The 17,686-nt window shown below is 54.4% G+C and carries 33 protein-coding genes; all 33 read right to left on the reverse strand.

Features of this window, described 5'->3' with window-relative positions; all coding sequences use genetic code 11:
- Nucleotides 1-27 precede the first annotated feature (27 nt).
- Entirely contained in the window at nt 28-360 is a 333-nt protein-coding gene (gene cutA / locus AKL25_RS22270; protein WP_050479911.1) for a divalent-cation tolerance protein CutA, read from the reverse strand.
- A gap of 34 nt (nt 361-394) precedes the next feature.
- Nucleotides 395-1,171 (reverse strand): ABC transporter permease, encoded by a 777-nt coding sequence (locus AKL25_RS22275; RefSeq protein ID WP_050479912.1) that lies wholly within the window; start codon nt 1,169-1,171, stop codon nt 395-397.
- Between the two features lie 15 nt (nt 1,172-1,186).
- Nucleotides 1,187-2,119, reverse strand: coding sequence for an ATP-binding cassette domain-containing protein (locus AKL25_RS22280; RefSeq protein ID WP_050479913.1), 933 nt, complete (start codon nt 2,117-2,119; stop codon nt 1,187-1,189).
- 440 nt (nt 2,120-2,559) lie between these two features.
- A complete protein-coding gene (gene rplQ / locus AKL25_RS22285; RefSeq protein WP_050479914.1) occupies nt 2,560-2,949 on the reverse strand; it encodes a 50S ribosomal protein L17 in 390 nt (129 codons plus the stop codon).
- 189 nt (nt 2,950-3,138) lie between these two features.
- Nucleotides 3,139-4,116, reverse strand: coding sequence for a DNA-directed RNA polymerase subunit alpha (locus tag AKL25_RS22290; RefSeq protein ID WP_007875351.1), 978 nt, complete (start codon nt 4,114-4,116; stop codon nt 3,139-3,141).
- Nucleotides 4,117-4,220: 104 nt separating this feature from the next.
- Nucleotides 4,221-4,844 carry a 30S ribosomal protein S4 gene (gene rpsD / locus AKL25_RS22295; RefSeq protein ID WP_016836019.1) on the reverse strand — a complete coding sequence of 208 codons (624 nt, stop codon included), beginning with the start codon at nt 4,842-4,844 and terminating at the stop codon, nt 4,221-4,223.
- Between the two features lie 167 nt (nt 4,845-5,011).
- Nucleotides 5,012-5,416, reverse strand: a complete 405-nt coding sequence (gene rpsK, locus AKL25_RS22300; protein ID WP_007875349.1) for a 30S ribosomal protein S11 — start codon at nt 5,414-5,416, stop codon at nt 5,012-5,014.
- A 51-nt stretch (nt 5,417-5,467) separates the two neighbouring features.
- Nucleotides 5,468-5,833: a 30S ribosomal protein S13 gene (rpsM, locus tag AKL25_RS22305; RefSeq protein ID WP_007875348.1), complete on the reverse strand. Its 366-nt coding sequence runs from the start codon at nt 5,831-5,833 to the stop codon at nt 5,468-5,470.
- A 28-nt stretch (nt 5,834-5,861) separates the two neighbouring features.
- The gene (rpmJ, locus tag AKL25_RS23970) at nt 5,862-5,975 is read right to left on the reverse strand and encodes a 50S ribosomal protein L36 (RefSeq protein ID WP_014004415.1); all 114 of its coding nucleotides are present in this window, start codon (nt 5,973-5,975) and stop codon (nt 5,862-5,864) included.
- Nucleotides 5,976-6,013: 38 nt separating this feature from the next.
- Complete coding sequence (gene infA, locus AKL25_RS22310; protein ID WP_005663428.1) at nt 6,014-6,232, reverse strand: translation initiation factor IF-1; 219 nt, start codon at nt 6,230-6,232, stop codon at nt 6,014-6,016.
- A gap of 33 nt (nt 6,233-6,265) precedes the next feature.
- Nucleotides 6,266-7,597 carry a preprotein translocase subunit SecY gene (gene secY, locus AKL25_RS22315; protein WP_050479915.1) on the reverse strand — a complete coding sequence of 444 codons (1,332 nt, stop codon included), beginning with the start codon at nt 7,595-7,597 and terminating at the stop codon, nt 6,266-6,268.
- A gap of 25 nt (nt 7,598-7,622) precedes the next feature.
- Nucleotides 7,623-8,054, reverse strand: coding sequence for a 50S ribosomal protein L15 (gene rplO, locus AKL25_RS22320; RefSeq protein WP_050479916.1), 432 nt, complete (start codon nt 8,052-8,054; stop codon nt 7,623-7,625).
- Nucleotides 8,055-8,081: 27 nt separating this feature from the next.
- Nucleotides 8,082-8,261 (reverse strand): 50S ribosomal protein L30, encoded by a 180-nt coding sequence (rpmD, locus tag AKL25_RS22325; RefSeq protein ID WP_007875342.1) that lies wholly within the window; start codon nt 8,259-8,261, stop codon nt 8,082-8,084.
- 10 nt (nt 8,262-8,271) lie between these two features.
- The gene (rpsE, locus tag AKL25_RS22330; RefSeq protein ID WP_007875340.1) at nt 8,272-8,790 is read right to left on the reverse strand and encodes a 30S ribosomal protein S5; all 519 of its coding nucleotides are present in this window, start codon (nt 8,788-8,790) and stop codon (nt 8,272-8,274) included.
- A gap of 11 nt (nt 8,791-8,801) precedes the next feature.
- Entirely contained in the window at nt 8,802-9,164 is a 363-nt protein-coding gene (gene rplR / locus AKL25_RS22335; protein WP_007875338.1) for a 50S ribosomal protein L18, read from the reverse strand.
- 12 nt (nt 9,165-9,176) lie between these two features.
- Nucleotides 9,177-9,710: a 50S ribosomal protein L6 gene (gene rplF / locus AKL25_RS22340; RefSeq protein ID WP_007875337.1), complete on the reverse strand. Its 534-nt coding sequence runs from the start codon at nt 9,708-9,710 to the stop codon at nt 9,177-9,179.
- A gap of 10 nt (nt 9,711-9,720) precedes the next feature.
- On the reverse strand, nt 9,721-10,116 hold the full coding sequence (rpsH, locus tag AKL25_RS22345; protein WP_007875335.1) for a 30S ribosomal protein S8: 396 nt from the start codon (nt 10,114-10,116) through the stop codon (nt 9,721-9,723).
- Between the two features lie 14 nt (nt 10,117-10,130).
- Nucleotides 10,131-10,436, reverse strand: a complete 306-nt coding sequence (rpsN, locus tag AKL25_RS22350) for a 30S ribosomal protein S14 (protein WP_007875333.1) — start codon at nt 10,434-10,436, stop codon at nt 10,131-10,133.
- 7 nt (nt 10,437-10,443) lie between these two features.
- On the reverse strand, nt 10,444-10,983 hold the full coding sequence (gene rplE, locus AKL25_RS22355) for a 50S ribosomal protein L5 (RefSeq protein ID WP_007875323.1): 540 nt from the start codon (nt 10,981-10,983) through the stop codon (nt 10,444-10,446).
- 6 nt (nt 10,984-10,989) lie between these two features.
- The gene (gene rplX, locus AKL25_RS22360; protein ID WP_050479917.1) at nt 10,990-11,304 is read right to left on the reverse strand and encodes a 50S ribosomal protein L24; all 315 of its coding nucleotides are present in this window, start codon (nt 11,302-11,304) and stop codon (nt 10,990-10,992) included.
- Nucleotides 11,305-11,313: 9 nt separating this feature from the next.
- Nucleotides 11,314-11,682: a 50S ribosomal protein L14 gene (gene rplN, locus AKL25_RS22365; RefSeq protein WP_006464924.1), complete on the reverse strand. Its 369-nt coding sequence runs from the start codon at nt 11,680-11,682 to the stop codon at nt 11,314-11,316.
- A 202-nt stretch (nt 11,683-11,884) separates the two neighbouring features.
- A complete protein-coding gene (gene rpsQ, locus AKL25_RS22370; RefSeq protein WP_007875319.1) occupies nt 11,885-12,157 on the reverse strand; it encodes a 30S ribosomal protein S17 in 273 nt (90 codons plus the stop codon).
- Nucleotides 12,154-12,345, reverse strand: coding sequence for a 50S ribosomal protein L29 (gene rpmC, locus AKL25_RS22375; protein WP_007875317.1), 192 nt, complete (start codon nt 12,343-12,345; stop codon nt 12,154-12,156). Before rpmC ends, rpsQ begins: the two co-directional genes overlap by 4 nt.
- A 12-nt stretch (nt 12,346-12,357) precedes the next feature.
- Nucleotides 12,358-12,777 carry a 50S ribosomal protein L16 gene (gene rplP / locus AKL25_RS22380; RefSeq protein WP_007875315.1) on the reverse strand — a complete coding sequence of 140 codons (420 nt, stop codon included), beginning with the start codon at nt 12,775-12,777 and terminating at the stop codon, nt 12,358-12,360.
- Nucleotides 12,778-12,779: 2 nt separating this feature from the next.
- Complete coding sequence (gene rpsC, locus AKL25_RS22385; RefSeq protein ID WP_050479918.1) at nt 12,780-13,598, reverse strand: 30S ribosomal protein S3; 819 nt, start codon at nt 13,596-13,598, stop codon at nt 12,780-12,782.
- A 9-nt stretch (nt 13,599-13,607) separates the two neighbouring features.
- The gene (gene rplV, locus AKL25_RS22390; RefSeq protein WP_183381547.1) at nt 13,608-13,940 is read right to left on the reverse strand and encodes a 50S ribosomal protein L22; all 333 of its coding nucleotides are present in this window, start codon (nt 13,938-13,940) and stop codon (nt 13,608-13,610) included.
- A gap of 6 nt (nt 13,941-13,946) precedes the next feature.
- Nucleotides 13,947-14,222, reverse strand: coding sequence for a 30S ribosomal protein S19 (gene rpsS / locus AKL25_RS22395; protein WP_007875308.1), 276 nt, complete (start codon nt 14,220-14,222; stop codon nt 13,947-13,949).
- A 9-nt stretch (nt 14,223-14,231) separates the two neighbouring features.
- Entirely contained in the window at nt 14,232-15,056 is an 825-nt protein-coding gene (gene rplB / locus AKL25_RS22400; protein ID WP_050479919.1) for a 50S ribosomal protein L2, read from the reverse strand.
- The gene (rplW, locus tag AKL25_RS22405) at nt 15,056-15,370 is read right to left on the reverse strand and encodes a 50S ribosomal protein L23 (RefSeq protein WP_050479920.1); all 315 of its coding nucleotides are present in this window, start codon (nt 15,368-15,370) and stop codon (nt 15,056-15,058) included. Before rplW ends, rplB begins: the two co-directional genes overlap by 1 nt.
- Entirely contained in the window at nt 15,367-15,987 is a 621-nt protein-coding gene (gene rplD / locus AKL25_RS22410) for a 50S ribosomal protein L4 (RefSeq protein WP_050479921.1), read from the reverse strand. The genes rplW and rplD overlap by 4 nt, the downstream gene beginning before the upstream one ends.
- A gap of 3 nt (nt 15,988-15,990) precedes the next feature.
- Entirely contained in the window at nt 15,991-16,647 is a 657-nt protein-coding gene (gene rplC / locus AKL25_RS22415; RefSeq protein WP_007875299.1) for a 50S ribosomal protein L3, read from the reverse strand.
- 205 nt (nt 16,648-16,852) lie between these two features.
- Nucleotides 16,853-17,170 (reverse strand): 30S ribosomal protein S10, encoded by a 318-nt coding sequence (gene rpsJ, locus AKL25_RS22420; protein WP_017453024.1) that lies wholly within the window; start codon nt 17,168-17,170, stop codon nt 16,853-16,855.
- Between the two features lie 71 nt (nt 17,171-17,241).
- Nucleotides 17,242-17,686 (reverse strand): EF-Tu C-terminal domain-related protein (locus tag AKL25_RS22425; RefSeq protein WP_240475836.1); only part of this gene is annotated, 445 nt, incomplete at its 5' end.

The following is a 17,686-nucleotide window of genomic DNA, read 5'->3' on the forward strand; positions in this document are numbered from 1 at the left end:
CCGTGTGTTACGGCGGCCAGCAAACGCTTAAACATTCAACTCTTTCCTTGTTTCTGCAACGATCCAGTTCAGGTAGGCCGGCAAGCCGGCGGCAATCGGGATGGCGATGATCTCGGGTACCTCATACGGATGCGCGGCCTTGATTGCCGCTTCCAGCTCAGCGTAACGCGCCTGCGTGGTCTTGACCATCAGCGTAAGCTCGCTGGCATGCTCGATGGCCCCTTGCCACTGATATACCGACTGTACCGCAGGCATGATATTGACGCAGGCGGCCAGTCGTTGTTCCACCAGCGTGCGCGCGATGCGGCCGGCCAGTTCTACGTCAGGCACGTTGCTCAGTACGAGCAGGGCTTGTTCCATGACACATCTCCCCAAAGCGTTGTTGGCGGCAACGTCAGAACCGGCGGCGCGTGAAAATCATCGCCACGTAAAAGCCGCCGCAACAATACACGGCCAGTATCGCCAGGTCCAGCAGCGACGCCTGCGGCCAGCCGCCCAGCACCAGCGGCCGCACCAGATTGACGGCGGCGCTCAGCGGCAGAAACTGCGATATCAATTGCAACCACGACGGCATCTGCGCAACCGGATAATACACGCCCGACAGAAAAACCATCGGCGTCAGGACCAGCGTGAAATAGCAAGTAAAGAAGTCGTAGCTGCGGGCCAACGCATTCATGATCAGGCCGAGCGCGGCGAAGGTCATGCCGGCCAGAAACAGCACCGGCAATACCAGCAGCACCGGCACATGCAATCCGATGCCCAGCGCGAACATGACGCAGAGAATGGCGACGCCGCTGAAGAGCGATTTGGACGCGCTCCACAGCAGTTCGGCCAGCACGATGTCGTCCAACGCCAGCGGCGCGTTCATCAGCGCATCCCAGGTACGCTGCACGCTCATGCGCGAGTAGGCAGAATACAGCGCCTCGAACGACGACGCCATCATCACCGACATGCAGATCGAACCCGAAGCGAGATAGTGGACGTAGGGAATGCCGTCGACCTCTTTGAGCATGCTGCCCAGGCCGTAGCCGAACGCAATCAGCGTGATCAGCGGGTCCGCGATATTGCCGAGCACGCTGGCGACCATCCGCTTTTTCCAGACCAGAAAGTTGCGTCGCCAGATCGGGTAGAAGCGCAGCGAGAATGCAGGAACGGCGTAGATGCTTGTCATGTTTTTCCCTTGTTCTCAATCTCGCATTTCGCGGCCGGTCAGCTTGAGGAAGAGGTCTTCGAGATTCGCCGGCCGGTGCAGGTAGCGCACGCCTTGTACGTGCGGTAAGGTCGTCAGCAGCGATTGCGCATCATTGGTGTAGCAAAATGCCGTTTCACCGCTGTGCTCGATACGCGCGGCGTGGTCGCGACCATGCCGTTCCGCCCAGGCCCGGGCATTCTCGCCGTAGGCCTCGATGACCTCGGCTTCGATATGCTGCGCAATCAGATCCTGCGGCGAACCCTCCGCAATCATCCTGCCGTGATCGATGACGGCGAGACGATCGCACAGGCGTTCGGCCTCATCCATGAAATGGGTGGTCAACAAAATCGTCTTGCCGCGCGCGAGCAGGCTTTTGAGGCGCTCCCAGATCATGTGGCGCGCCTGCGGATCAAGACCGGTGGTCGGCTCGTCCATGAAGATCAGGTCGGGATCGTTGACCAAGGCGCGCGCCAGCGTCAATCTGCGCTTCATGCCGCCGGACAGTTCGCCGATGCGCGCGTCTTTCTTGGCCGACAGATTGGCAAATTCGAGCAGATCCGGAATACGCTGAGTCATCACGGCATCTGCAATGCCGAAGTAGCGGCCGAAAACCTGAAGATTTTCCTGCACCGTGAAGTCGGGATCGAGATTGTCCGCCTGCGGCACCACGCCGACATGCATGCGCGCCGTCCGGGCCTGATCAGGGATGGGCTTGCCGCTCAGCCGAATCTCGCCGCTGTCGGGAACAGACAACCCCAGGCAAAGCCGCAAGGTAGTCGTTTTCCCTGCGCCGTTGGGACCGAGCAATCCGTAGCATTCGCCGGTACGCAATGCAAAGGACAGGTCATTGATGATGGACGTGCGCTCGGCACCTACGCCAAAGGCTTTGTGCAGCTTGCTGACTGAAAGTATCGGTGTCTCTGTCATGGCTTCCTGACGCTGCGATGTTGAATCCGGACAGCATTGCCACTGTCAGGTCTGCGATGCTGTGCTTGCCGTGGCAACGTCGCCTGCCGCGAATGATTGCGACGCCGCCTGGCGTGCCACGATGATAGCGAAGTTAGGTGGCGCTGGTGCAACCACTGCGGTGCGGTCTGACATCGTCATGCGATTGTCGCTACGACTGTGGCGATGGTGTCTCAGGATTGCGTTGTTGAGTCCGACCTTGGCGCGGCCTCTGCACGACCTCAGCACCGGCATGCCCTCTCATGTCCCTGTTCGACCGCCAGCCTCTCGACTTGTTCCAGTGATCCCGGATCGGATCAGCATACGGAGCGCCTCTTTTCACCGACGCCGAAATGCAAAAAGCCAGGCATAGCCTGGCTTTTCTTCATCGTGCTTGACGCGATGTCTGCATGCAGCGGAGATTACTCAACGCTTGGCGCTTCTTCGGAGACGTCCGGACGATCGACCAGCTCAACGAAAGCCATCGGTGCATTGTCGCCGACGCGGAAACCCATTTTCAGGATACGCAGGTAGCCGCCGTTACGGGTAGCGTAGCGTGGGCCCAGTTCGGAGAACAGCTTGCCGACGATTTCGCGGTCGCGCAGGCGGGAGAATGCCAGACGCTTGTTAGCCAGTGTGTCGGTCTTGCCCAGAGTCAGGATAGGCTCGACGACGCGGCGCAGTTCCTTGGCTTTTGGCAGGGTTGTCTTGATGGCTTCGTGACGCAGCAGGGATACTGTCATGTTGCGCAGCATTGCCAGGCGGTGCGAAGAAGTACGATTCAGTTTACGGAGACCGTGACGGTGACGCATGATATTTCCTTTCAGATTACAGTTTTAATCCAGCTCTTCTATCGGCAGTGTCTAGTTGCCGCGGACCGGTATCGATTAGGTGATTGCCTGTTGCCAGGACTTGTTGCTTCTACTTCGGTGCTGCTTGATTCTTTACTGCCTTGCTTCGCATGGCGAACGGCTTTTCAACCGTCCGCCATCATTGCGTGATTACTTTTCCAGGCCGGCTGGCGGCCAGTTTTCCAGCTTCATGCCCAGGGTCAGACCGCGGGATGCCAGAACTTCCTTGATTTCGTTCAGGGACTTGCGGCCCAGGTTCGGTGTCTTCAGCAGTTCATTTTCGCTACGTTGGATCAGATCGCCAATGTAGTAAATGTTTTCGGCCTTCAGGCAGTTTGCCGAACGGACAGTCAGTTCCAGATCGTCGACCGGACGCAGCAGGATAGGATCGACTTGCGGTGCGCGCGATGGAGCTTCGGCAGTCGCTTCGGTACCTTCCAGAGCAGCGAACACGTTCAGTTGATCAACCAGGACGCGCGCCGATTGACGGATCGCTTCTTCCGGTGTGATCACACCGTTGGTTTCGATGTTGATGACCAGCTTGTCCAGGTCGGTACGTTGTTCCACACGCGCCGATTCGACAGCGTAGGAAACACGGCGCACCGGCGAGAACGACGCGTCCAGGATGATGCGACCGATGGTCTTGTTGGCATCTTCGGACAGACGACGAACATTACCCGGCACGTAGCCGCGGCCCTTTTCGACCTTGATCTGCATGTCCAGCTTGCCGCCTGCGGTCAGGTTGGCGATCACGTGATCAGGGTTGATCAGCTCGACATCGTGCGGCAGATCGATATCCGATGCCAGCACCACGCCTTCGCCTTCTTTCTTCAGGGTCAGAGTGACTTCGTCGCGGTTATGCAACTTGAAGACCACGCCCTTCAGGTTCAGCAGGATGTCCACGACGTCTTCCTGCACGCCGTCGAGGGACGAATATTCATGTACAACGCCGGCGATGGTGACTTCGGTTGGGGCATAACCGATCATCGACGACAGCAGAACGCGGCGCAGCGCGTTGCCCAGGGTGTGGCCATAACCACGTTCGAACGGTTCCATCACGACTTTGGCGTGACCGGCGCCGAGCGCTTCAACTTCGATAATACGTGGCTTCAACAAACTATTTTGCATGAAATGTCCTTTTCAATACCCTCGGTTCGTTACACCGATAAGGCTGATGGCATGTCGGAAAAATGCCCACCGAGAGGTGGGCACGGGGAAAATCAGGGTACGGATTAACGCGAATACAATTCGACGATCAGCGATTCGTTGACGTCGTTAGCGATTTCGTTACGGTCCGGGGAAGTCTTGTAAGTACCTTCGAGCTTCTTGGCATCGACGGAAACCCACGATGGGAAACCGGATTGCTCAGCCAGCGACAGGGCTTCAGCGATACGCACTTGCTTCTTGGCCTTTTCGCGAACGGCAACGACGTCGCCTGCTTTGACCTGGTACGAAGCGATGTTCACGACGATACCGTTGACAGTCAGCGCCTTGTGGGACACCAGCTGACGCGCTTCAGCGCGGGTCGAGCCGAAGCCCATGCGATAAACGACGTTGTCCAGACGGGCTTCCAGCAACTTCAGCAGTGTTTCGCCGGTGTTGCCCTTGCGACGGTCCGCTTCAGCGAAGTAGCGGCGGAATTGGCGCTCGAGCACGCCGTAGATACGCTTGACCTTTTGCTTTTCGCGCAATTGGTTGCCGTAATCCGAAGTACGAGCGCCCGAAGTGCGACCGTGTTGGCCTGGCTTGGAATCCAGTTTGCACTTGGAATCCAGCGAGCGGCGTGCGCTCTTCAGGAACAGGTCGGTGCCTTCGCGGCGGGAAAGTTTTGCTTTTGGTCCGATATAACGTGCCACGGTATTTCCTTTATTAAATGACGTCCCAAAGCCATCGCTGGCCTGAACGCTAGTTTGATCTGCGTGCGATCAAACAGTGGGCTTAAGAACAAAACCCGCCAAGGTCATTGGCGGGTGATTTCCGACACTTCCGCGTATTCGGCGAAAGCGCAAGATTATACTACAGATTAGATACGACGACGCTTTGGTGGGCGGCAGCCGTTGTGCGGGACCGGAGTCACGTCCTGGATCTGGGTGATCTTGATGCCCAGATTGTTCAGTGCGCGCACAGCCGATTCACGACCTGGGCCTGGGCCCTTGATGCGAACTTCCAGATTCTTGATACCGCATTCGATTGCAACCTTGCCGGCAGCTTCAGCAGCGACCTGAGCAGCAAACGGAGTCGATTTACGCGAACCCTTGAAACCGGCACCGCCCGAAGTCGCCCAAGACAAAGCATTACCTTGGCGATCAGTGATCGTGATGATGGTATTGTTGAACGAAGCGTGAACGTGAGCGATACCTTCTGCAACGTTCTTCTTAACTTTCTTGCGCACACGTGCTGCTGCGGCGTTATTTGGGGCTTTTGCCATAATTATTTCCTTGATTCCGAACCGACTAGCAGTTACAGAGACGCTAGGGGATTATTTCTTCAACGATTGAGCGGCCTTGCGCGGACCCTTGCGAGTACGTGCATTGGTGCGGGTACGTTGGCCACGGCAAGGCAAGCCCTTACGGTGACGCATACCACGGTAGCAGCCCAGATCCATCAAACGCTTGATGTTCATGGACAGTTCGCGACGCAGGTCACCTTCGACGACGAATTTTGCAATTTCGTCACGAAGCTTTTCCAGCTCGTTATCGTCCAGATCCTTGACCTTTTTGTTGGTCGGAACACCCGTAGCGACGCAGATTTCTTCTGCGCGTGGGCGGCCAACACCGTAGATGGCTGTCAGGCCGATAACAGTGTGCTGATGGTTGGGGATATTCACCCCTGCAATACGTGCCATGCGTTATTCCTCGATCAATAACGTTAAATTAACCTTGGCGCTGTTTATGACGCGGTTCTGTGCAGATAACACGAACTACGCCTTTGCGCTTGATGATTTTGCAGTTGCGGCAGATCCGCTTAACTGATGCGAGCACTTTCATTGTGGCCCTCTTTCTTTCAATACTAGGTTCGTTTCACACTACTTGGTACGGAACACGATACGTGCCCGGCTCAAATCATAAGGAGTCAGTTCCACTGTCACCTTATCTCCTGGGAGGATGCGAATATAGTTCATCCGCATTTTCCCGGAAATATGGCCGAGTACAACATGTCCGTTTTCCAACTTAACTCTGAATGTCGCATTAGGCAGATTCTCCAGAATCTCGCCTTGCATCTGAATAACGTCGTCTTTTGCCATTCCGCGTCTGTTCCTTTGGGCGCTACCCTTCACCTATCGTGAAGTCATGCCGCCCTTGAAATTTGCTTTACGAAGCAACGATTCATACTGCTGTGACATTACATAATTCTGAACCTGCGCCATGAAATCCATGGTGACGACCACAATAATCAGAAGGGAAGTTCCACCGAAGTAGAAAGGCACCTTCCAACGTGCGATCAGGAATTCCGGCAACAAGCAAACCAGTGTGATGTACACCGCACCAGCCAACGTCAAGCGCATCAAGATCTTGTCGATGTAGCGTGCTGTCTGGTCACCAGGACGAATACCGGGAACAAACGCACCGCTCTTTTTCAGGTTATCTGCAGTTTCTTTGCTGTTGAATACCAACGCAGTGTAGAAAAAACAGAAGAAAACAATTGCGATCGCATACAGCAGCGCATGAATCGGTTCACCTGGCGCCATCGATGCTGCCAAATCCTTCAGAAAACGAACGAAAGGATTCGATGTGTCGCCGGAAGTGAACCAGCTCGTAATCGTCGCCGGGAACAAGATGATCGACGAAGCGAAAATAGGAGGAATCACACCAGCCATATTCAGCTTCAACGGCAAATGACTGCTTTGACCGCCGTAAATCTTGTTACCAACCTGACGCTTCGCATAATTCACCAGGATCTTGCGCTGGCCGCGTTCAATGAACACCACCAGGAAAGTCACCAGGGCGACAATCAGGCAGATCAGAATTGCCGACAATGCGTTCATCGAGCCTGTACGGACCAGCTCAAACAAACCACCCAATGCGTTCGGCAAACCAGCTGCGATACCGGCAAAGATAATGATGGAAATACCATTACCCAGGCCACGCTCTGTAATTTGCTCGCCCAACCACATCAGGAACATCGTACCGGTCACCAGCGTCACCACCGTCGTCAGGCGGAACGCCAGACCCGGATCCAACACAAGACCAGCTTGCGATTCCAATGCGACAGCAATACCCAGCGCCTGGAACGTTGCCAGCACCAGAGTGCCGTAGCGGGTGTACTGAGTAATCTTGCGACGACCAGCTTCACCTTCTTTTTTCAACGCTTCCAGTTGCGGCGATACGACCGACAACAACTGCATGATGATCGACGCCGAGATATACGGCATGATCCCAAGAGCGAAAATTGTGAAACGCGACAGAGCACCACCGGAGAACATGTTGAACATGCCCAGAATGCCGCCCTGATTTTGTTTGAACAATTGCGCCAACTGCGTCGGGTCAATTCCTGGCACAGGAATGTGAGCACCGATGCGATATACAACTAATGCTGCCAGCAAAAACCACAAACGGCCCCAAGGGAAACCTTTTGCAGCGCCTTTAGCAAGTTGGGGTGTAGTCGCCAATTAATGCTCCGCGTCAACTGTCAGATTAAGCTACCGAACCACCGGCAGCTTCAATAGCTGCTTTAGCGCCCTTGGTAGCAATCAGACCTTTGACTGTTACTTTTTTGGTCAGCTCGCCCGACAAAATGATACGGACAACCTTGGCCAATTCACCGATGACGCCGGCTTGCTTCAATGCCAGGATGTCGATTTCGGATACTGGCAGGCTTTCCAGGTCGGACAAACGAACTTCAGCCTTGTACGGCGTTGCCAGCGATTTGAAACCACGCTTTGGCAGACGGCGTTGCAGAGGCATCTGACCGCCTTCGAAACCGACTTTATGGAAACCGCCCGAACGCGATTTTTGACCCTTGTGACCACGGCCGGCTGTCTTACCTAGGCCAGAACCGATACCACGACCGACGCGACGCTTGTAGTGCTTGGCGCCATCTGCGGGTTGGATTGTGTTTAATTCCATGATTTGCTCCGTTCGCAAGCCGGGGGCTTACGAAACCACTTTCACAAGATAGGACACTTTGTTGATCATGCCGCGAACCGATGGAGTGTCTTGCAATTCGGAGACCGAATTAACGCGACGCAGTCCCAGACCGCGCACTGTTGCACGGTGGTCTTGGCGAGTACCGATCAAACCCTTGACCAGTTGTACTTTGATTGTGTTTGCCATCTGTTTCACCTTAGCCCAGGATATCTTCAACAGACTTGCCGCGCTTGGCTGCAATTTCTGCTGGAGTGTTCATTTTGGCCAAACCGTCGAGTGTTGCACGGACCATGTTGTAAGGATTGGTAGAACCATTCGACTTAGCAACGACGTTGGTCACGCCCATCACTTCGAAAATTGCGCGCATTGGACCACCGGCGATCACGCCAGTACCGTCTTTAGCCGGCGACATCAGAACAGACGATGCGCCGTGCTTGCCGGTGACTGTGTGTTGCAGAGTACCGTTCTTCAAGGTGACTTTGATCATCTTGCGACGGGCTTCTTCCATTGCCTTTTGCACTGCAACTGGCACTTCCTTCGACTTGCCCTTGCCCATGCCGATGCGGCCATCGCCGTCACCAACAACTGCCAGCGCTGCGAAACCCATGATACGACCACCCTTCACCACTTTGGTGACACGGTTGACCGCGATCATTTTTTCGCGCATGCCGTCATCTGGCTTGTCGCTTTGCGTTTTGGATTGCATTTTTGCCATGATGATTTTCCTTAGAACTTCAGGCCGGCTTCACGCGCAGCTTCAGCCAGCGCTTTGACGCGACCGTGATAACGGAAACCGGAGCGGTCAAACGCTACTTCGGTGACTCCAGCTTTCAGTGCCTTCTCGGCGACGCGCTTGCCTACCAGTGTCGCGGCAGCAGCGTTGCCGCCCTTGCCGGTTTGGCCTGCCAACTGTTGGCGCACTTCTGCTTCCAACGTCGATGCCGAAGCCAGAACGTTTGCGTCGGGGCCGATGATGCTCGCGTAGATGTGCGTGTTGGTACGATGCACGGCCAGGCGATTGACCTTTAATTCTGCGATCTTGGCACGGGTTTGAGTCGCGCGGCGCAGACGTGATTGTTTCTTGTCCATCGTCAACCCCTATTACTTCTTCTTGGTTTCTTTGAGTACAACCACTTCATCCGAATAACGAACGCCCTTGCCCTTGTATGGCTCTGGCTGACGATATGCACGGATTTCAGCGGCGACCTGGCCAACAACTTGGCGGTCGATACCCTTGATTAAGATCTCGGTTTGAGTCGGGGTTTCACACTTGATGCCTTGTGGCATCTGGTGAACGACTGGGTGCGAAAAGCCCAGCGACAGATTCAGCTTGTCGCCTTGTGCTTGAGCGCGGAAACCCACACCAACCAAGTTCAGCTTCTTTTCGAAACCCTTAGTGACACCGTTGACCATGTTATTGACCAACGCACGCAGGGTACCGGACATCGCATTTGCTTCACGGCTGTCATTTGCAGCCTCGAAGTTCAGCGTGCCATTGTTGTTTGCAACCTTCACCAGGCCAGTCAATGGCTGGGAAAGCGAGCCCAACGGGCCTTTTACTGTGATCTGCGCTGCAGTAATGGTCGCTTCCGCGCCACTCGGCAGTGCAATCGGCATTTTACCAACACGAGACATATTGCACTCCTTAGGCCACGTAGCAAATCACTTCACCACCGACACCGGTAGCGCGCGCTTTGCGATCTGTCATGACGCCACGTGGAGTGGAAACGATTGCCACACCCAGGCCGTTCATCACGTTAGGAATCTCGTCTTTGCCTTTGTAAATACGCAGGCCAGGACGGGACACGCGCTCGAGGCGCTCGATAACTGGACGACCGGCGTAGTACTTCAGGCCGATTTTCAGTTCTGCTTTGCCGCCGGCTTCAGCCACGGCGAAATCTTCGATATAGCCCTCGTCCTTGAGGACGTTTGCAATTGCGATTTTGACTTTCGACGACGGCATTGCTACGGTCGTTTTTTGCACAACTTGCGCATTGCGGATACGGGTCAGCATATCGGCGATAGGATCGCTCATACTCATTGCTTGTTCTCCTATTACCAGCTGGCTTTAGTCAAACCCGGGATTTCACCACGCATGGCGATTTCACGGACCTTAATACGGCCCAAACCGAATTTACGGAATGTGCCACGTGGACGACCTGTCAGTGCGCAACGGTTACGTTGGCGGGTCGGAGCCGAGTTACGCGGCAGCGCTTGCAACTTCAGGCGCGCTTCGTAACGTTCTTCTTCCGACTTGGATTGGTCGTCGATGATAGCCTTCAACTCAGCGCGCTTGCCGGCGTATTTCTTCACCAGATCTGCACGCTTTTGTTCACGGTTAATCAGTGCCAGTTTTGCCATGGCAGCCTCAGTTTCTGAACGGAAATTTAAATGCGGCGAGGAGCGCTTTCGCTTCGTCGTCGGTCTTCGCGGTTGTCGTGATGCTGATATTCAAGCCACGCAGCGCATCGATTTTGTCGTATTCAATTTCGGGGAAAATGATCTGCTCTTTCACACCGATATTGTAGTTACCACGACCATCGAAAGCACGACCGGAGACACCACGGAAGTCACGCACGCGCGGCAGAGCCACGGTGATGAAACGATCCAGGAACTCGTACATCTGGGCGCCACGCAGGGTCACCATGCAACCAATCGGATAGCCTTCACGGATCTTGAAACCCGCGATCGCCTTACGCGCCTTGGTCACGACCGGCTTTTGACCAGCAATCTTGGTCAAATCGCCGACAGCGTGCTCGATGATTTTCTTATCCGCAACAGCTTCCGACAGACCCATGTTCAATGTGATCTTCAGAATGCGCGGAACTTCCATTACCGACTTATAAGCGTACTTAGCAGTCAAGTCGGCAACGACTTTTTCTTTATAGAACTCTTGGAGACGTGCCATGATCTATTAAACCTTAACAACTTCGCCGCTGGATTTGTAAGCACGGACTTTCTTACCGTCCACGCTCTTGAAACCCACGCGATCTGCCTTGCCGGACGCAGCATTAAACAATGCGATGTTCGACACATGAATTGGCATCAGCTTATCGACGATGCCGCCAGTTGCACCAGTCATTGGATTAGGCTTAGTCGCTTTTTTAGCAACGTTAATGCCGTCAACAACAACGTAATCAGCGCTGACACGCTGAGTTACCACACCGCGCTTACCTTTATCTTTGCCGGTCAGCACGATGACTTCATCGTTCTTACGAATCTTTCCCATGACCACTCCTTACAGAACTTCAGGCGCCAGAGAGACGATCTTCATGAAGCGCTCTGTACGCAGCTCACGAGTAACTGGCCCGAAAATACGGGTACCGATTGGTTCCAGCTTGGCATTCAGCAGAACGGCAGCATTGCCGTCGAACTTGACCAGGGAACCATCCTGACGACGCACGCCCTTAGCGGTACGAACGACGACAGCGTTGTAAATTTCACCTTTTTTGACGCGACCGCGTGGAGCTGCGCTCTTCACGGTAACTTTAATCACGTCGCCGATGCCTGCGTAACGGCGCTTGGAACCACCCAAGACTTTGATGCACAAAACTTCGCGCGCACCTGTGTTGTCGGCCACTTCGAGCCGGCTTTCAGTTTGAATCATGATATTTTCTTTCCCAACTTAATCCGCTCAAATCACACAATGTGAATCGCGGTCAGTCTTGGTCCTGTTAGCAAGCGAACTCGCTAGTTAGGGGACGATTAAGCTACGTAACTGCATCTTGCCTCTTACCCTTGCCAAACACCAAGAAGCAAAAGAAGAGCTGAGCATTATGGCACCATAATGCTCAGTCTGCAAGCCTTACTTATACAATCTGTGCCACTTGTACAACGCGTGTCACGCTCCAAGCTTTGGTCTTGGAGATAGGACGACCTTCCTGGATCTCGACGGTATCGCCAGTCTTCGCTTGATTCGACTCATCATGAGCGTGGTACTTGTTGGTACGCACGATGATTTTGCCGTACAGCGGATGCTTGACGTGACGCTCGATCAGAACGGTAACAGTCTTATCCATTTTGTCGGACACAACCTTGCCAATCAGCGTGCGCTTGAGCGCTTGTTTCACTTGATCGTTCATTGTTGACCCTTCGAATTGATGACTGTTTTCACACGTGCGATATCGCGACGTACTTTCTTCAGTTGCGCGGTATTGTTCAGTTGCTGCGTAGCCACTTGCATGCGCAAGCTGAATTGAGCCTTCAACAGCTCATTCAGTTCTTTGGCCAGAGCCGCTTCGTCTTTACCACGGAGTTCAGATGCTTTCATATTCCGCTCCTATTATTGACCGACTTGACGAACAACAAAAGTCGTCGACAGTGGCAATTTGGCTGCTGCCAAGCGGAACGCTTCACGCGCCAGAGCTTCGTCAACACCATCCATCTCGTACAGCATCTTACCTGGCTGAATTTCAGCCACGTAGTACTCTGGATTACCCTTACCGTTACCCATACGCACTTCTGCAGGCTTTTGGGAAATCGGCTTGTCCGGGAAAACGCGAATCCAGATACGACCGCCACGTTTGATGTGACGGGTCATAGCGCGACGAGCGGCTTCGATCTGACGTGCCGTGATACGACCACGACCAACTGCTTTCAGACCGAACTCACCAAACGATACGGCTGTACCACGCGAGTGCGAGATACCCGTATTGCGACCTTTTTGTTCTTTACGATATTTTCTACGTGCTGGTTGCAGCATGATTATTCTCCTGCTTTCTCAGCCGACACACCGGCATCGGCAGCTTGACGTGGAGCACGCTTGGCACCCGCACCTGCTGGAGCACCACCGGTCTTCGGACGAGGACGAGCACCTGGCTTGCCATCGTCACGACGTGGACCGCGACGCTTCTTGTCGTCTTCCGGCTCACCGACCAACACTGGTGCTTCGCCGTTAGCCAGACGATCGCCCTTGTAAACCCAAACCTTGATACCGATGATGCCGTATGTGGTTTGCGCTTCGCCGAAACCGTAGTCGATATCAGCGCGCAGAGTGTGCAGAGGCACGCGGCCTTCGCGATACCATTCCTTACGGGCGATTTCGATACCGTTCAGACGACCGGACGACATGATCTTGATGCCCTGAGCACCCAAACGCATTGCGTTCTGCATCGCACGCTTCATGGCGCGGCGGAACATGATACGCTTTTCGAGCTGTTGAGCGATCGAGTCAGCGATCAGCTGAGCGTCGGCTTCCGGCTTGCGGATTTCTTCGATGTTGACGTGCACTGGCACGCCCATCAATTTACCCAGCGCTGCCTTCAGCACTTCGATGTCTTCACCCTTCTTACCGATCACAACGCCTGGACGGGAGCTGTAAATGGTGATGCGGGCATTCTTCGCCGGACGCTCGATAACGACGCGACCAACCGAAGCGTTCTTCAGTTTTGCCTTCAGGTAAGCACGAACCTTCAGATCTTCGTTGAGCATGTCGGCAAAATTATTATTGCCTGCATACCAGCGCGATCCCCAGTTACGTGTAACCGCCAGACGGAAACCGGTTGGATGAATCTTCTGTCCCATCGTGACTCCTTAGTTTCCGACAGTCACGTAAATGTGACAGGATTGCTTGGAAATACGATCACCACGGCCTTTTGCACGCGCTGTGAAGCGCTTGAGGACCGTACCTTTTTCCACATAAATGGTCTTGACTTTGAGCTCGTCAATGTCGGCGCCATCATTGTGTTCGGCGTTCGCGATTGCGGACTCCAGAACCTTCTTGATGATGACCGCGCCCTTTTTAGGGCTGAAGGCCAAGATATTCAGTGCTTGATCAACTTTTTTGCCGCGGATCAGGTCTGCGACCAGACGGCCCTTCTGAGCCGACAGGTGCACACCACGCAGGGTAGCTTTAGTTTCCATCATAGGACCTTATTTCTTAGCCTTCTTATCGGCAGCGTGACCCTTGAACGTACGGGTCAGCGCGAATTCGCCGAGCTTATGACCAACCATGTTTTCGGACACATAAACCGGCACGTGTTGCTTGCCGTTGTGCACCGCGATCGTCAAACCGATGAAATCCGGCATGATTGTCGAACGACGGGACCATGTCTTGATTGGCTTCTTGTCTTTAGTCGCTTGAGCTGCCTCAACCTTTTTGACCAGGTGGGCGTCGCAGAATGGACCTTTTTTCAATGAACGTGTCATGTTTTATCCTTATTTCTTGCCGCGGCGCGAGACAATCATTGAAGTCGTACGCTTGTTGCTGCGTGTCTTCTTGCCCTTGGTCTGTTGACCCCACGGCGAAACTGGATGACGACCTGCTGCAGTCTTACCTTCACCACCACCGTGCGGGTGATCGACCGGGTTCATGACCACACCACGCACTGTCGGGCGAACACCGCGCCAACGCATTGCACCAGCTTTACCAATCTTGCGCAGATTGTGCTCGCCGTTGCCGACTTCACCGATCGTTGCACGGCATTCGATGTGAATGCGGCGCACTTCGCCGGAGCGCAGACGAACCTGAGCGTAAGTACCTTCGCGTGCCATCAGCACAACGCCGGCGCCGGCGGTACGAGCGATCTGAGCACCTTTGCCTGGCAACATTTCCACGCAGTGGATAGTTGTACCGACAGGAATGTTGCGGATCGGCAGAGCGTTACCGGCCTTGATAGGCGCTTCGGAACCGCTGACCAGCTGATCGCCGACAGCAATGCCCTTAGGGGCAATGATGTACTTGCGTTCGCCGTCTGCGTAGCACAGCAGAGCAATGTGCGCAGTACGGTTCGGGTCGTATTCGATACGCTCGACCTTGGCAACGATACCGTCCTTGTTGCGACGGAAGTCGACAACGCGGTAGTGTTGCTTATGGCCGCCACCGATATGACGGGTGGTGATGTGACCGTTGTTGTTACGACCAGCAGTCTTGGACTTCTTTTCGATCAGGCCGGCAAATGGACGACCTTTGTACAGGTCGCTGACGACCTTGACCATACCGCGCCGACCGGGCGAGGTTGGCTTAACTTTTACGAGTGCCATTATTTAGCCTCCTCGGTGAAGTTGATTTCTTGACCGGGCTTCAGGCTGACAAATGCGCGACGTGTGTGGTTGCGACGACCAACCGAACGGCCGGAACGCTTTTGCTTACCTTGACGATTCGCGACCTGAACAGACTCCACTTCGACCTTGAACAGCAGCTCGACCGCAGCCTTGACTTCCAGCTTGGTCGCATCTTGCGTTACCAGAAAAACGACTTGCTCGTTTTTCTCAGCGACGAAGGTTGCCTTTTCAGAGATCACCGGCGCCAGCAGCACTTTCATCAAGCGCTCTTCGCTATGTTTAATTGCGTTCATGCCAGCAACTCCTCAATCTTAGCCAGTGCTTGCTTGGTGATCAGCACTTTCTTGTAGAAAACCAGGGAGACCGGATCAGCTTGACGTGGCTCGACAACCAGCACGTTCGGCAGATTGCGCGACGCGAGCAACAGGTTTTCGTCCAGCGCGTCAGTAATGACCAGCACGGAGTCCAGACCCATGACCTTCAGCTTTTCGGACAACAGCTTGGTCTTCGGCGCTTCGACCGAGAAATTCTCGACGATCGACAGACGACCTTCGCGAGCCAACTGGGACAGAATCGAGCAGACACCTGCGCGATACATCTTCTTGTTGACCTTGTGCGAGAAGTTTTCGTCAGGCGAATTCGGGAAAATACGACCACCGCCGCGCCACAGTGGCGAGGACGACATACCGGCACGAGCGCGGCCAGTACCCTTTTGACGCCATGGCTTCTTGGTTGTGTGATGCACTTCTTCACGGTCTTTTTGCTTGCGGTTACCGCTGCGAGCATTGGCTTGATAAGCCACGACGACCTGGTGAATCAGCGCTTCGTTGTAATCACGACCAAAGATGGTGTCAGGAGCAGCGACGTTCGATGCGGCTTGACCTTGATCATTCAGGAGCTTGAGTTCCATGAATTAGGCTCCCTTCTTGACTTTAACTTTAACTGCCGGGGAAACGACCACTTGGCCGTTTTTCGCGCCTGGAACAGCACCTTTGACCATCAGCAATTGACGCTCAGCGTCGATGCGTGCGATTTCGAGGTTTTGCACTGTGCAGGTAACGTCACCCAGGTGACCGGTCATGCGCTTACCAGGGAAAACACGACCTGGATCTTGCGCCATACCGATGGAGCCTGGAACATTGTGCGAGCGGGAGTTACCGTGCGATGCGCGACCGGATGCGAAGTTGTAGCGCTTGATCGTACCAGCGTAGCCCTTACCGATGGACACGCCTTGCACGTCCACTTTCTGGCCAGCTTCGAACAAGCTTGCAGCGACGACGTCGCCGGCTTTCAACTCAGCAGCCTTGGCTGCATCAATGCGGAATTCTTTCAGAACGGTCCCGGCTTCGACGCCAGCTTTGGCGTAGTGACCGGCAGCAGCTTTAGTCACACGCGAGGCGCGACGCTGACCGAATGCGACCTGAACAGCGGAATAACCATCCACTTCAGGCGTTTTGATTTGGGTCACGCGGTTGTTCGACACATCCAACACAGTCACAGGAATAGAATCCCCGTCTTCCGTGAAGATACGCATCATACCAACCTTGCGACCAACAAGGCCTAGGCTCATTGTTTTTCTCCATTCCCGCCTGCGATTGGGCGGGGCTGATGTTTGTACTACTAAAATATGTGAAATCGCCGAGGCAAAAAGCCAGCGCGACTCCACCGAAGCCGATCAGTATAACCGGGTAAATTTTTATTTGCAATACCCGACAGTGTCGTGGTATGTCAAAGTCTTAGCCGGTCATACTTTTTACAACACTTGCTGCAAATGCTTATTGCAGCTTGATTTCTACATCAACGCCAGCCGGCAGATCCAGCTTCATCAATGCATCGACAGTCTTGTCAGTTGGATCAACGATATCCATCAGGCGTTGATGCGTGCGGATTTCAAATTGATCGCGCGAAGTCTTGTTGACGTGCGGGGAACGCAGAACGTCGAAACGTTGGATGCGTGTTGGCAGTGGAACAGGACCCTTGACGACAGCGCCGGTGCGCTTTGCTGTTTCGACGATTTCCAGTGCGGATTGGTCGATCAGACGATAGTCGAATGCCTTCAGGCGGATACGGATTTTTTGGCTAGGAACTGACATGATTTTCCTTTAAAGAACGAACCGCGGATGACAGCCATCCGCGGCAATGATAAAAAGTTGCTACCGAGCTATTACGCGTCAGCCAAGATCTTGGCAACCACACCCGCGCCGACAGTACGGCCGCCTTCGCGGATCGCGAAACGCAGACCTTCTTCCATCGCGATCGGGTTGATCAGCATCACGGTGATCGACACGTTGTCGCCTGGCATAACCATTTCCTTGTCCTTCGGCAACTCGATCGAACCAGTCACGTCCGTGGTACGGAAGTAGAACTGTGGACGGTAGTTGTTGAAGAATGGAGTATGACGGCCGCCTTCGTCCTTCGACAGAACATAGATCTCGCCTGTGAAGTGCTTGTGCGGCTTGATCGAACCTGGCTTCGCCAGAACCTGGCCACGCTCCACGTCTTCACGCTTGGTGCCGCGCAGCAGCACGCCAACGTTGTCGCCGGCTTGACCTTGGTCCAGCAGCTTGCGGAACATTTCAACGCCGGTGCAGACGGTGTCTTGCGTGTCA

The organism is Herbaspirillum rhizosphaerae (genome assembly GCF_001189965.1).
Classification (GTDB): domain Bacteria; phylum Pseudomonadota; class Gammaproteobacteria; order Burkholderiales; family Burkholderiaceae_D; genus Herbaspirillum; species Herbaspirillum rhizosphaerae.